Origin of the sequence: Streptomyces sp. NPDC058683 (assembly GCF_042716195.1) — a bacterium.
Lineage (GTDB): Bacteria > Actinomycetota > Actinomycetes > Streptomycetales > Streptomycetaceae > Streptomyces.
The window spans coordinates 45901-60323 of record NZ_JBHXSK010000056.1; the positions used below are offsets into that span (position 1 = coordinate 45901).

General features: G+C 70.9%; 9 protein-coding genes. All 9 read right to left on the reverse strand.

Annotation, left to right across the window (positions count from 1 at the left end; translation table 11 throughout):
• Positions 1–117: 117 nt before the first annotated feature.
• Positions 118–933, reverse strand: a complete 816-nt coding sequence (locus ACFWXC_RS42985) for an SAM-dependent methyltransferase (RefSeq protein WP_384487918.1) — start codon at positions 931–933, stop codon at positions 118–120.
• A 122-nt stretch (positions 934–1055) separates the two neighbouring features.
• Positions 1056–3551, reverse strand: a complete 2496-nt coding sequence (locus ACFWXC_RS42990; RefSeq protein WP_384487920.1) for an amino acid adenylation domain-containing protein — start codon at positions 3549–3551, stop codon at positions 1056–1058.
• On the reverse strand, positions 3545–4285 hold the full coding sequence (locus tag ACFWXC_RS42995) for a hypothetical protein (protein ID WP_384487922.1): 741 nt from the start codon (positions 4283–4285) through the stop codon (positions 3545–3547). The genes ACFWXC_RS42990 and ACFWXC_RS42995 overlap by 7 nt, the downstream gene beginning before the upstream one ends.
• Complete coding sequence (locus ACFWXC_RS43000; RefSeq protein ID WP_384487924.1) at positions 4278–5015, reverse strand: thioesterase II family protein; 738 nt, start codon at positions 5013–5015, stop codon at positions 4278–4280. Before ACFWXC_RS43000 ends, ACFWXC_RS42995 begins: the two co-directional genes overlap by 8 nt.
• The gene (locus ACFWXC_RS43005; protein ID WP_384487926.1) at positions 5012–6253 is read right to left on the reverse strand and encodes a cytochrome P450; all 1242 of its coding nucleotides are present in this window, start codon (positions 6251–6253) and stop codon (positions 5012–5014) included. The genes ACFWXC_RS43000 and ACFWXC_RS43005 overlap by 4 nt, the downstream gene beginning before the upstream one ends.
• Positions 6250–8007 (reverse strand): amino acid adenylation domain-containing protein, encoded by a 1758-nt coding sequence (locus ACFWXC_RS43010; RefSeq protein ID WP_384487928.1) that lies wholly within the window; start codon positions 8005–8007, stop codon positions 6250–6252. Before ACFWXC_RS43010 ends, ACFWXC_RS43005 begins: the two co-directional genes overlap by 4 nt.
• Before the next feature lies 1 nt (position 8008).
• Positions 8009–8215, reverse strand: a complete 207-nt coding sequence (locus ACFWXC_RS43015) for an MbtH family protein (protein ID WP_384487930.1) — start codon at positions 8213–8215, stop codon at positions 8009–8011.
• Between the two features lie 85 nt (positions 8216–8300).
• Complete coding sequence (locus tag ACFWXC_RS43020) at positions 8301–9512, reverse strand: MFS transporter (protein WP_384487932.1); 1212 nt, start codon at positions 9510–9512, stop codon at positions 8301–8303.
• Between the two features lie 16 nt (positions 9513–9528).
• Complete coding sequence (locus ACFWXC_RS43025) at positions 9529–14352, reverse strand: amino acid adenylation domain-containing protein (protein ID WP_384487934.1); 4824 nt, start codon at positions 14350–14352, stop codon at positions 9529–9531.
• Positions 14353–14423: the final 71 nt, after the last annotated feature.

Below are 14423 nucleotides of genomic sequence, written 5' to 3' on the forward strand. Positions count from 1 at the left end.
GCGGCGCAGGACGGGGCGCCAGGGCCGCTGGGCCGTCGAGCGCCGGGAGCGGATCGGGATCGTCGACCCGATGCCGGTCCGCCTGACCGCGCCGCTCCGGCCGTGCGGCTTCCGCCGTTACGGCTTACGTGCCAGTCCGCCGTGCTCGGCGATGACCTCCGGAGTGCCCGATCCGGGCTCCGGACGCCACTCCGTCACCGAGACGACACCGGGCTCGACAAGCTCCAGACCCTCGAAGAACGTGGTGATCTCGTCGACGGTGCGCAGGTTGTACGGCACGGCGCCGCTGCTGTTGTAGGCGTCCTGGGCCTGCTCGAAGACCGGGTCGATACCGCGCGACCCGTCATTGATGGAGAGGTAGCTGCCCGAGGGCAGGGCTTCCATCAACTGGGTGACGATGGACCGGGCCCGGTCGTAGTCGGCGACGTGGCCCAGGATGTTGCTGAGGATGAGCGCGGTGGGACGGCCGAAGTCCAGCGTCTGAGCGGCGACCTCCAGGATGCGGCCCGGGTCCGTCACATTGGCGTCGATGTAGGCGGTCGCGCCCTCGTCGGTGGAGTACAGCAGGGCACGGGCGTGGGCGAGCACCAGGGGATCGTTGTCGACGTAGACGATCCGCGCCTCGGGAGCGAGTCCCTGGGCGACCTCGTGGGTGTTCTGCGCGGTCGGAAGGCCGGTACCGACGTCCAGGAACTGCCGGATGCCCGCCTCGGAGACGAGATACGCGATGTTGCGGCGCAGGAAGCCACGGCTGGAACGGGCGATGGTGACGATCCCGGGAAACACCTCGGTGTACGCGTCACCGGCCGCCTCGTCGACGGGGTAGTTGTCCTTGCCGCCGAGCCAGTAGTTCCAGATACGGGCGGAGTGCGGCACCGACGTGTCGATCTTGTGCTGCTCCGCCGGCTCGGGCGTCGTCACAGGGTCGCTCATGAGTCGTGTACGTCCTTCAACCGGGGCGAGGATCAGTCGCCGCACATCCTACGATCGAACTCCCGTTTCCTGCTTGCTGGTTCATGTCTTCCTCCCGACCGGATCGGTGGTGCCGCGGGCGCCTACCGGTCCCCGGCGGCGAGCGCGGCCGCCAGGACGGGCCCGATCTGGGCCAACGCGGAGGGGCGCATCATCCGGAGGTGTGTGGTGGCGATCTCGTGGGTCGTGATGCGGCCGCCGATGTGCGGGCGCCAGTCGTCGGCCAGTGCATTGGGTCCAGCCGTGCACAGCAGCAGATCGCCGCCGAACCGGCCGGGGGTGAAGCGGTCACGCAGCCGGCCGCTGTGCCCGAGGGTGGCGGTGATCCGGGCGATCGTCTCCTCCGGCAGGCTGGCATCGCCGATCTCCTCCGCGAGTGCCTCGTCGCGCGTGGTGCCGGCAGGGCCCTCCGCCTGCGTGCCGTCGGTCTCCGCGGCCACCGGCGACACGTCCAGAACGGCCAGCAACGCCACCTGCTGCCCTTCCTGCTCGAGCTGGACCGCGATCGCGTGGGCGACCAGACCACCGAACGACCAGCCGAGCAACCGGTACGGTCCGCTCGGTTGTACCGAACGGATGTGGCGCAGGTAGTCCGCCGCCAACTGCTCGATGGTCCCCGGCAGGACGGAGTCGCCGCTCAGGCTCGGTGCCTGCAGTCCGTACAGCGGCGTCTCCGGATCGATGTGGTGCAGCAGACCGGCGTAGGACCAGCTCATCCCGCTGGACGGATGAATGCAGAACAGCGGTGGCCGACTGCCGTGCCCGCGCAGTTCGAGCAGTACGTCACAGGCCCCGCCCTCAGTGGTGTGACCCGCGATCAGCCGCGCGAGCGCGGCCGGTGTCGGTGCCTCGAACACGGCGCTGACTCCCAGCTCCACCCCCAACGTGGTCCGCACCCGGCTCACCAGACCCGTCGCCACCAGCGAGTGCCCGCCGAGGTCGAAGAACCCGTCGTCCGGGCCGACTTCGTCGATGCCGAGCACGTCGGCGAACAACGTGCACAGCACCGCCTCCACCGGCGAGCGAGGGCGGCTGGCCGACGCGTCGAACGCCGGTGCGGGAAGCGCCCGCCGGTCGACCTTGCCGGTGGGTGACAGCGGGAACTCCGCGGAGACCATGACGACCGCCGGCACCATGTGGGCGGGGAGGTACCGGGAGGCGAACTCCCGCGCGACCACGCCCAGTTGTGACGGGTTCACCGAACCGTCCGGCCTGTCCGGCGTGACATGCCCGACCAGGCACGGCTCGCCCCGGCCGTTCGTGCCGGCGACGACCACGGCGTCCGCCACCCCGGGGCACCGGGCCAGCGCCGACTCGACCTCGCCCAGCTCGATCCGGAACCCCCGGATCTTCACCTGGTCGTCCATCCGCCCCGAGTACTCCAGACCCCAGCGCCCCCAGCGCACGAGGTCGCCGGTCCGGTACAGCCGCTCGCCGGCACCGCCGAACGGATCCGGCACGAACCGGTCGGCCGTCAGCCCGCCACGACCCCAGTAGCCCCATCCCACGCCCACGCCACCCACGTACAGCTCGCCCACCACACCGGGCGGTACCAGGTTCAGCCCGTCGTCCAGGACGTAGCACCGAACGCCGGGGAGCGGCCGGCCGACCAGGCCGGTCACGGCCGTCCGGTCGCGGTCGAGGGCGGCGTGGGTGACATGCACGGTGGTCTCGGTGATGCCGTACATGTTCACCAGCTCGGGCTTGCCCGGAGTGTGCCGCCCGTACCACTCCTCCAGCCTCGCCAGGTCGAGCGCCTCGCCGCCGAAGACCAGGTAGCGCAGAGCCAACTGGCTCGAGGTGACCGGGTCCTCGGCATCGGCTCGCGCCAGTTCGTAGAACGCCGACGGGGTCTGGTTGAGGACGGTGACCCGCCGGTCGGCCAGCAGCCGCAGGAAGTCCGGCGCGGACCGGGCGGTGTCGACCGGAACCACCACCAGCGTGCCGCCGTGGAGGAGGGCGCCCCACAGCTCCCAGACCGAGAAGTCGAACGCGTAGGAGTGGAACAGCGTCCAGACGTCGTCCTGCCCGAAGTCGAACAGGTCGCGCGCGGCGGCGAACAGCGCCATGACGTTGGCGTGCGGGACGACGACTCCCTTCGGCCGTCCCGTCGACCCGGAGGTGTAGATCATGTAGGCGGCGTCGCCGGGATCCCGTACGACCGGCGGAGCGCCGTCCGGGGTGTCCGCCAGCCGGGCCGCCACGGCCGGATCGTCCAGCAGGAGCACGGGGTCCCCGGACCGGAGCACCTCCGACGTGCCGACGACCACGACCGGGTCCGCGTCCTGCACCATCCACGCGACGCGTTCCTCGGGATAGCCCGGATCCAACGGCAGATAGGCCGCGCCGGTCTTCAGCACGGCGAGCAGCGCCACCGGCAGGTCCAAGGACCTCGGCAGGCACACTCCGACGAACGCGCCGGGGCGGGCGCCGGACCCGGCCAGCAGGCGGGCCAGCCGGTTCGCCCGGCTGTCGAGCTCCCGATAGGACAGTTCCCGTTCCCCGCACACCACCGCGACGGCGTCCGGTCGTCGGAGCGCCTGCTCCTCGAACAGGTCGATCAGGTTCGCAGTCACCATCGAAGACGCTCCCTTTTCGTCGGTGCCGGATCGGAAGAAGCACTGAGCCGGACCCAGGTGGCCTCCGCCCGGCCGAACTCGGTGCCGTCCAAACCGAACAGCGCGCTGGCCACCCGCGCGGTCCGGCCGGCGGTCGCGATGTGCTGGGCCACGGCGATCGTGGGCTCGCCGGGCGGAGGGACCGCGTGGACGCGCGCGGACATCCTGCCGAGCACGTAAGGGGAGCCGCTCTGGTCGAGGGTCCAGCCGCCGGGACAGTCCAGCACGGCCCACATGGTGTCGAGGTCCGGGTCACCAGGGGTCCAGGTGCACGCGACGACACCCGGAAGGCCGTCCACACCCCCGGGGGTCAGGTGCAACGCGGCCGGGTCGGTCCTGGCGGTTCCGCACACCAGGCACTCCGGGAACGGGTGCGCCACCGCGCCCGCGAAGAACGCGCTCGCCCGTTCCGCGGCGGCGAAGGTGACGAACGGCGCCACCGCCGGCTGGTCGTGCACCGCGGCGGAAACCGTCGCGACGAGTTCGTCCTCGTGCCAGACGAGCGCCCGCCCGCGATGCGCGTGGACGGTCAGCCCGGTGTCGAGCGGCGGGGCCGCGTGCAACTGGACCACCGCGGCCGGCCCGACCACGTCGGCGGCGGTCCTGGCGAACATCCCGCACGCGTATCCACCGTTCGCGCTGCCGGGCGGGCCGTTGTGGGTTCGGGCGATCCGGCAGGTCCGCACCTCAGTCATCCGAGGCCATTCCGTCGGCGAACTGCGCCAGCAGCGCGGCCGGGGCGTCGAGGAACGTGTGGTGCACGCCCGGCAGCACCACCCGGTGGACCTTCTTGGAGTACTGGTCCCACCCGTTCATGCGCTCGGGAGGGACCTCGTGGTCGGCCGACCAGCCGATCGTGGTGACCGCGGTGTCCAGCAGCACCGGCTCGGCCGGCCGGTAGGCCTTGTTGGCCTCGACGTCCGCTCTCAGCACCTCGGTGACGACGTCCAGGACGGACTCGTCGAGCTCGCTGTCGCTCAGCGCGACCAGCTCCGCGCGAAGTTGTTCGTCGGTCATCGTCAAGTAGCTGCCACAGGGGCCTTCGTGGGGCGCGACCTGGGAGGAGCAGAACAACCGCCGTGGCATCGGCAGCCCTTCGCGGTGCAGCACGGCGGCGATCTCGAACGCGATCAGCGCGGAACTGCAGTGCCCGAACAGTCCGAAGGGACGGTCCATGGCGGGCAGCAGCGCCTGGACCACGTCCTTCGCGAGCTGTTCGTAGGTCCCGAAGTGCGGTTCCCGCAGCCGGTTCTCCCGGCCCGGCAGCTGCACCGGGCAGAGTCCGGTGTCGCCCGCGGCGTCCGGCCACCGGCTGAACATGGAGGCGCCCGCGCCCGAGTAGGGCAGGCAGAAGATCCGCGACGGAGTCTCCTGCAGCGGCCGGGGCAGCCACCTGCGCAGGGGAACGGTCGATCCGCTCGTCATGGCCGTACTCCTCGTGCCGTCACCGGCAGGCTGGTGTATCCCGCGATGAAGTTCGACCGCAGCCGCACGGGTTCGCCGACGACCTCGATGTCGGAGAAGCCGGTCAGCAGCTCCTGGAACAGGACCCGCAGCGTGACCCTGGCGACGGTGTGCCCGACGCAGTAGTGCGGGCCGACGCCGAAGGCGACGTGCTTGTTGGGGCGCCTGCGGACGTCGAACGTGTCGGACCGCGAGAACACGGTCTCGTCCCGGTTGGCCGAACCCAGCCACGCGACGACGGCGTCGCCCGCGTGGACCGTGACGTCACGGATCCGCACGTCCCGCCTGGCGTAGCGCATGAAGTGCTGTGCGGGCGAGGACCAGCGCAGCGCCTCTTCCACCCCGCTCACCAGCAGGTCCGGATGCGCCGCCCAGTCGGCCAGCGCGTCGGTTCCGGCGAGTTCGAGCAGTGCGGCGCTCGGTGGCTGGGCGGTGGTCACGTTGGCACCGAGCAGCAGGCTGTAGCAGTTGGACACGATCTCACTCGGTGTGAGCCTCGCCCCGTCGACACGCATGTCCAGCATCACGCCGATCAGGTCGTCGCCGGGGGCGGCGCGCCGCTCCGCGACCACGTCCTGGAAGTAGGCGAACAGCTCACGGTGTGCTCTGACGAGTGTCCTTTCCGGACCGCCCGGGCCGGCGAAGGCCGGGTCGTCCGGCGCGATGGACGCGCCCGTCAGCCGGGTCAGCTCGGGCCAGTCCGACCGGGGAAGCCGCATCCACGAGCCGATGACCGCCATCGGCATGGCCGCCATGGCCGCGGCGAAGTCGAACACGCCGCCGTCCTTCATGGGTGCGAGCAGTTCCCGGATCAGGGACCGGATACGCGGCAGGTCGCGCTCCACCTCCCTGATCGACAGGGCGCGCTGCAACGGTTCCCGCATCCTCGCGTGCCGGGGCGGGTCGGTGACCGCCATCTGCCGGCCGCCGGCCGGGTCGCCCTTGCCGAGGAGGGTGAGCAGCGATCCCTGTTCGGAGGTGAACGTGGCGTGGTCGCGCAGCACGTGGTTCACGTCGTCGTACCGGGTCACGGACCAGAACCCGTCGTCGCCGACCGGATGCCAGCTGACCGGCGCCTCCCGGCGCAGGGTGCGCCAGACGGCGTGCATGTCCGTGGTGGCGAACGTGCCCGGCTCGAACAGGTCGATCTCCGGGCCGGCGTGCATCGGGCACCGGCCCACTTCTACGGCGACGGTCATCGCTGCGCTCCGCTCCGGATGGCGGTTTCCAGTTGCTCGCCGAGCTCGCGAATGGTCGGCTGCAGGTAGAGGACGCGTGCCGGGAACGCGACACCGAACTCCGTCCGCAACGAGCCGAGCAGGTCCGCGGCGTTCAGCGAATGGCCGCCGAGGTCGAAGAAGTCGTCGTCGGCGCCGATCGGTTCCACACCGAGCACGCGTGCCCACAGCTCGGCCAGGCGGTGCTCCACGTCGGTCCGCGGTGCGACGAACTCGTTCGACACGTTGCGTGCCATCAGGTCCGCCGCCGGCAGCGCGGCACGGTCGATCTTCCCGTTGCCGGTCAGCGGCAAGGTGTCGCGCACCAGGACGGCCCACGGGATCATCGGCGCCGGCAGGACCGCGCGCAGCTGTTCGCGCAGTTGCTCGCCCCAGTGCGGCGGTGGCTCGTCCTCCGGTACGACATAGGCCACCAGCCGCTTCGTACCGTCGGCGGCGGTCCGTACGACGACGGCGGTCCGGCTGACCCCTGGCAGGCGGTGCAACGCGGTTTCGACCGCACCCGGCTCCACCCGGTGGCCGAGGATCTTGACCTGGTCGTCGACCCGGCCGACGAACTCGCAGGCTCCGTCGGGCCGCAGCCGGACGATGTCGCCGGTGCGGTACATCCGCGCCCCCGCCTCATCCGCGAACGGGTCGGGAACGAACCGGTCGGCCGTGGCGCCCGGCCGGCCGAGGTAACCGTGGGCGAGCCCGGCTCCCGACGTGTACAGCTCACCGCAGGCGCCCACCTCGACCGGCTGCAGTTCGGAGTCCAGCACCGCGATCCGGGTGCCGTTGACGGGCGTTCCGATCGGAATCGTGTCGAGGCCGTCCCCGGCGGCGGCGCCGGTCGTCCAGGTCGTGGTGAAGGTCGTGTTCTCGGTCGGACCGTATCCGTTGGTGAACGTGATGCCCGGATGGGCCGCGAGCAGACGTGCGACCGGGCCCGGCTGGATGACGTCGCCGCCCGCGACGAGGTGACGCACGCCGGCGAACGCGCCGATGTCGTGCGCGACCATCTCGTGGAACAGGCCGGCCGTCAGCCACAGCACCGTCACGCCGTGCTCACGCAGGGTTTCCGCGACCCCGTCCAAGGTCATCCGGCCGGACGGCGCCATCACGAGGTGGCAGCCGTGGGTCAGCGGTGCCCAGATCTCGAAGGTGGAGGCGTCGAACGCCAGGGGAGCCGCCTGCAAGAACACGTCGTTCCGGCGAACGGTCATCCAGTTCATGTCCGTGACCAGCCTGAGGACCGCGCGGTGCGGGACCATCACGCCCTTGGGCCGCCCGGTCGAGCCGGACGTGTAGCTGACGTAGGCGAGGTCGTCGGCGGTGGTGCTCGCCGGAGCGCCGGCGGAGGGGCCCACGGCCGACGGGGAGAGCGTGGTGAACCGGCCGGGCACGCACTCGCACAGCTGGTCGTCCGCCACGACGAACTCCACGCCGGCGTCGGTCAGCAGGTCGTTCCGCCGCTGTGGCGGGTCGTCGGGGCTGACCCCGACGTAGGCGGCGCCGGCCCGCAGGATCGCCAGCAGCGCCGAGATCATCTCGGTGGACCGTCTCATCAGGACACCGACGACGTCGCCCGGCCGGACGCCGGCCGTCGTCAGCGCGTCCGACAGCCGGTCCGCTCGGCGGACGAGCTGGTCGTAGGTCAGGGTCTCGCCGTCGAAGGTGACCGCGGGAGCCGAAGGATTCCGAATGGCCTGCTGGACGACGCGTTCGTACAGCATTTTACTTCCCGTCCATTCGCCTGCGGACACTCAGCGGCCTCATGTCGGTCCACACAAGGTCGATGTGGTCCAGGCATTCCTGCCGAGGCCCGCGGAATCCTTCGCCGACCCACCCTGCCGGAACTTCGCGGTCGGCCAGGAGAATCGAGTACTGTTCCTCACCGTTGAGCACGACGATGTAATCGACGTTGTCGTCGACGTCCACCATGATCGACCTCCGCATTTCGTCGAAAAACAATATTGATTGCTGCGAGACACCGTCCCGTCGCACATTTCTTTGCGATCGGGCGTCTCTATTTCTGGCCGACGCGAGTCGTCATCACCACCACGACCGCGACCAGTGGTGCCAGTGCCGCCAGGAGCAGACCCGCCCCGGCGTCGAATCGCGTCACGAACCAGCCGGCCACCGGGCTGGCGAGCGCGATACCCACGTAGCCGATGGCGGAGAAGTATCCGAACGCCTCCGCCAGCCGCGCCGGCGGAGCCTGTTCGGAGACCAGCAGAATGACCGCGCTGTCGCCCGGTGCGAAGGCCAGTCCGGCGACCAGAAAGAAGACAACGGCAAGCCACAACTGAGGTACCGCGACCGTGCTCGCCATGACCGTGCCGTACGCGGCGATCAGTACGCAGGCCACCGTGCGGGTCTTCACCTTCCGCAACGGGTTCGTCGACGGCAGGGCGGCGTAGACCGAACCGCTGATCGCACTCGCGGCGAAGAGGCCGGCGAGCACCAGACCGCCGTTCGTCGCGGCCTTGCCGTGATCGACCATCAGGGCCGGCAGCGCCACGTCGAGTGCGCCGAGGTTGATCCCGATCCCCGCGTTGAGCACGAGCGGCGCCCACAGCGACCCGAGCAACGCGCGCGCCGAGGAGTGCTGTTGCGTCGGGCTGCCCGGTTCCCTTTTCGGCAGCGTCCAGCTGAGCAGGGCGCCCCCGGCCGTCACCGCGGCCACGACGCCGACGCATGCCTGCGGTCCGACCGCGGCGGCCACCACGGCCGCCAGCGCCGGACCACCGATCCAGGCCACCTGTACCGCGACCGCGTCGACCGCATAGGCCTGGGCAAGCTGGGTGGAGGGGAGGAAGTGGGGCAGGACCGACCGGTAGGCCCCGCCCACCCCGGCGCCGGCGGACGCGGCCAGGACGACGAACACCAGCAGCAGCCACAAGGGAGCACCCGAGGCCGCCGCGACCGACGTGGCGACGAGCCCGGCGGCCGCCGTGAGCAGTGACCACCCGAGGGCCTTGGGCAGCAGGGCCCGGTCCATCTGCCGGCCTCGCCACGGAGCGCACAGTGCGTAGGTCATCGCGCTTGCGCCGCTGAGCAGTCCACTGCCGACGAACGAGCCGGTCGCCTGGTGCGCGGTGAGCACCAGCGCGACGGGAAGCGCGGTCTGCGGCAGCCTGGCCAGAGACGCCGCGGCCAACCACCGCAACCAGATCGGATTGTTCCGCAGCGGCCTGGCCGGTGCGTTCACCGGTGGACCGGCAACAGTGATCTGCACGAGGTGCCTCCTCTTCTCAGATCGGCATCGCGCCGCTGAGCAGCGCTTCGCGCTCGCTGGGCAGCAACACGTCGGCCGTGTCGAGCCGGGCCGCCGGATCGGCCACCGCGGCACGCATCACCTGGACCAGACGCCGGGTCAGCGCGACGACCGTCTCCTGGTCGAAGACGTCGGTGGCGAACTCGACCAGGCCGGCCATGCCTTCCGGACTGCCGTCGGGGCCGCGCCGTTCGGTGAACGAGAACGACAGGTCGAACTTGGCGGTCTGCACGTCGATCTGCCGCCTGGTCACCGCGACACCGGGGAGGTCGAGTGCGGCCTCGCCCGCGCCTTGCAGCGTGAGCGTCACCTGGAAGAGCGGGTTGTGGCTCAGCGAGCGTGTCGGCCTGAGCGCCTCGACCAGCCGCTCGAACGGCACGTCCTGGTTGGCGTACGCGGCCAGGTTGGTCTCGCGCACCCGCGCCAGCAGTTCGGTGAACGTCGGATTGCCGCTGGTGTCGGTGCGCAGCACCAGGGTGTTGACGAAGAAGCCCACCAGATCGTCGAGCGCGTCATCGTTGCGGCCGGCGATCGGCGCGCCGATCGGGATGTCGGCACCCGCGCCGATCCGGGTGAGCAGACCGGCCAGAGCCGTCTGCAGTGCCATGAACAGGCTGGCGCGTCCGGCGCCGGCGAATCGGGCGAGACCGGCGTGCAGGTCGGCGTCGAGTTCGAAGTGCACGGTCTCGCCCCGATGACCGCGCACGGCCGGGCGTGGCCGGTCCATCGGCAGCTCCAGTCGCTCGGGCAGGCCGGCCAGCTGCTCGGTCCAGTACGCCACCTCGTTCGTGGCGGCCCCGCCGTCGGCGCCGAGGATCTCCCGCTGCCACAGCGTGTAATCCGCGTACTGGACCGGCAACGGCGTCCACTCCGGTGCGTTGCCGGCACGCCGGGCCGCGTAGGCGGTGGACAGGTCCCGCAGCAGCGGCCGCATCGACCAGTGGTCGGTGGCGATGTGGTGCAGGCACATCAGCAGCACATGCCGGTTCGGGCCGAGCCGGAAGAGCACCGCCCGCATCGGCGGCGCGCCCGCGAGATCGAACCGGCGGTCCACTTCGGACGTCATCGCGTCGGCGATCTCGGACTCCGAGGAGTCCACTGTGGTCAGAACGGGGATCCCGGGGTCGAGGATGCGCTGCCACGGCTCGTCGCCGGACACCGGGAACGCGGTCCGCAGGCTTTCGTGCCTGGTCATCACGTCACCGATCGCCGCTCGCAGGGCGGCCACATCCAGCTCACCGGTCAGCGAGAAGGCCGACGGGAGGTGGTAGGCGGAACCATGGCCCGCCGACGTCTCCAGCTGCTCGACGAACCACAGCCGGCGCTGCGCGAAGGACAACGGCACCCGCTCCGGGCGGCGCATGACTGCGGCGGGCGGCCTGTTCGGCGCCAGGTCGTCGATGGCGTTGGCGATGCCTGCGACGGTCTGCCGTTCGAAGATCACTCGCACCGGCAGGTCCACGCCCAGCACCGAGCGCACCCGGCTCGCCACCCGGGCGACCTGCAACGAGTGACCACCGAGCTCGAAGAAGTCGTCGTCGACCCCGACCTCGGCGATCTTCAGCACGTCGGCGACCAGCCGGCACAACAGCTCTTCCTGCGGCGTGCGCGGGGCGCGGCCGCCGGCCGTCCACTGCGGTGCCGGCAGCGCCGCGACATCCACCTTGCCGTTGACGTTCACCGGCATCCGGTCCAGCACGACGAACGACGCCGGGACCATGAACGCGGGAAGGGTGTCGGAGAGGTACCGCCGCAGCCGCGCCGGTACGAGCCGGGTGCCGTCCACGCCCACCGCGTACGCCACCAGCCGGACGTCCCCGGGCGCCGGCTCGACCGCGGTCACGACCGCACGTGCCACGTCGGGGTGCTTGAGCAGAGTCGCCTCGACCTCTCCCGGCTCGACCCGGTAACCCCGGATCTTGACCTGCTGGTCGGCCCGGCCGGCGAAGACCAGGGTGCCGTCACCGGTCCACCTCGCCAGGTCGCCCGTGCGGTACATCCGCCCGCCGGTGCCCACGAACGGATCGGGCAGGAACCGCTCCGCGGTGAGTCCCGGTTTGGCCAGATAGCCGCGGGCGACGCCCGCACCGGCGACGAAGATCTCGCCGACCACTCCCGGCGGGACCGGTCGCGACTCCCCGTCCAGCAGGTAGATCCGCTGGTTCCACACCGGACGACCGATCGGAACGGCCGGGGACCGCCCCCCGGCGGCCACCTGACCGGACTGGACGAGCATGGTCGCTGCGTGCGTCTCGGTCGGACCGTAGTAGTTGGCGAGCCTGCGCTCCACGGGACCGCTCAGCAGCGACCGCATGTCGTCGCTCAGCATCAGGGCCGATCCTGCCTGCGCGACGTCGGTGAACGCGGGCAGTTCGAGGCCCTCGGCGACGGCGGCCGAGCAGATGCTGTCGATCATCAGTGTCGGCGCGATGACCATGGTCACCCGGTGCCGGTCCATCCAGTGCACCAGTCGTACCGGATCGGTGCGCACATCCGGTTCGGGAATCGCGATCGTGCCGCCGCTGACCAGGGCGGGCAGGGTCTCCTCCAAGGACACGTCGAACCCGACGCTGGCCAGCTGTGCGACGACGCCGCCGGAGCTCCCCGTATCGCGGTCCGCCTGCCAGCACACCATGTTGAGCAGACCGGCGGCCGGCATGACCACGCCCTTGGGCGCGCCGGTCGAGCCGGAGGTGTAGATCAGGTAGGCCGCGGCGGCGGGGTCGCCGGTGCCGCGTTCGTCCTCGGTGAGTGCCGTCGCCGGGTGCCGATCGATCCGCGCCCTGTCGTCGGGAGAGTCGATGACGAGCGCGCCGGGTACCCGGTGTGCGTGCTCGCGGTGGGTCACCACGACCACCGGCGCGGCATCCTCGATCAGGAAACCGAGCCGTTCGTCGGGGTAGTCCGGATCCACCGGCAGGTAGACCGCACCGGCCTTGACCGTGGCCAGCAGCGCGACCAGGAGGTCCACGGACCGCTCCAGCAGCACCGCGACAACCCGCTCCTCGCCCGCGCCCCGGCTGATCAGCTCCCTGGCCATCTGGTCGGCCCTGGCGTGCAGTTCCGCGTACGTGACGCTGGTCGTGTCCGTGACGGCGGCGACCGCCGACGGCGTTCGCGCGGCCTGCTCGTCGAGCAACGTCACCAGGTCGGCGGCCGGAAGGGACCGGGCGGAGTCGTTCCACTCCGTCAGCACCCGGTGCCTGCCGGCCGCGGACAGCAGTTCGCCCCGCAGCACCGGCCGGTCCGGATCGGCGACGGCCTGTGCCAGCACCAGGCAGAACTGCTCGACCATGGCCTCGACGGTGCCCTGGTCGTACAGGTCGGCGGAGTACTCGACCGTTCCGTCGATCCCGCACGGCATGCCGTCGGCGGATCGCCGTTCCTGGACCGAGAAGAACAGCTCGAACCGGGACACCCCGATGTCGACGGGGTCGAACCGGGACCCGACGCCGGGTGCGTCGAGCGCGGGATCGACGTGTGTCTGCACCGCGAGCATCACCTGGAAAAGCGGGTTCAGGCCGAGCGAACGAACCGGGTTGAGCGCTTCGACCACGTGCTCGAACGGCACGTCCTGCGCGTCGAACGCGGCAAGATCGGTCGTCCGGACGCGCTCGACCAGCTCACGGAAGGTCGGCTCGCCGGAGGTGTCGGTGCGCAGCACCAGCGTGTTGACGAAGAAGCCGACGAGGTCGTCGAGCGCCGCGTCCGTGCGCCCGGCGGCAGGTGCGCCGATCGGCAGGTCGGTGCCCGCCCCGAGCCTGGTCAGCAGAGCGCCGAGGCCCGCGTGCAGGAGCATGAACAACGTCGCCTGGTGCTCCCGGCCGAGATCGGTGAGCCGCTGGTGCAGTTGCGCGTCGAGGTGGAAGGGCACCCGTCCACCGCGGTAGCCGGTGGTGGCGGAGCGAGGGCGGTCGGCGGGCAGGGCGATCTGCGCGGGCAGGTCTTCGAGCGCCGTCAGCCAGTAGCCCAGCTGCTTGGCCAGCATCCCGTCGGCATCGTTGTCGGCGAGTTCCCGCTGCCACTGGGAGTAGTCGGTGTACTGCACGGGCAGGTCCGGCCACGTCGGAGCTTCACCGGCCAGCCGGGCACGGTAGGCGGCGGACAGGTCGTGCCGCAACGGCTCGAACGACCAGCCGTCGACCGCGATGTGGTGGAACGACAGCAGGAGCACGTGCTCCTGCGGGCCGAGGACGAACAGGCAGGCCCGCACGGGCGCGTCGACGGTCAGGTCGAAGCCCTCGGCCGCACGCCGCCGGACCGCCTCCGGCGCCTCGCCGGGCTCGACGTGGACCACCGGCATGACGGTCGCCAGGTCGGGAACCTCCAGGACCACCTGCCTCGGCGTGCCCGACTCGGCCGGGAAGATCGTCCGAAGGGTTTCCTGCCGGGAGATCACGTCGCGCACCGCGTGCCGGAGCGCGTCGCGGTCCAGCTCGCCCGACAGCCACAGCGCCACCGGGATGTTGTAGCCGGTCCCACCGCCGGCCACCTGGTTGAGGAACCACAGGCGTTGCTGCGCGTACGACAACGGGACCTGCGCGGGCCGTTGTCGCGGTTCGACGGGCGGACGTGTCGTCCGGTACGAGTCGAGCTTGTCCGTCAGCCCGATCGGAGTCGGCGAAGCGAAGAACTCTCGTGCGGTGACGTCGACCCCGAACGCGGCACGCAACCGGCCGAGAACGCGGGAGGCCAGCAGGGACTGACCGCCCAGTTCGAAGAAGTCGTCGTCCGGAGCCACCGCAGGCACGCCGAGGAGCTCGGCGAATATCGACCGGACGAGATCCGTTCTCGGGTCCATTCCCGATCGCTCCCTCGTGGAATCGTGATACACGGACATTGACGCTCCCCTTGTGCGGCACCATGGTGCTG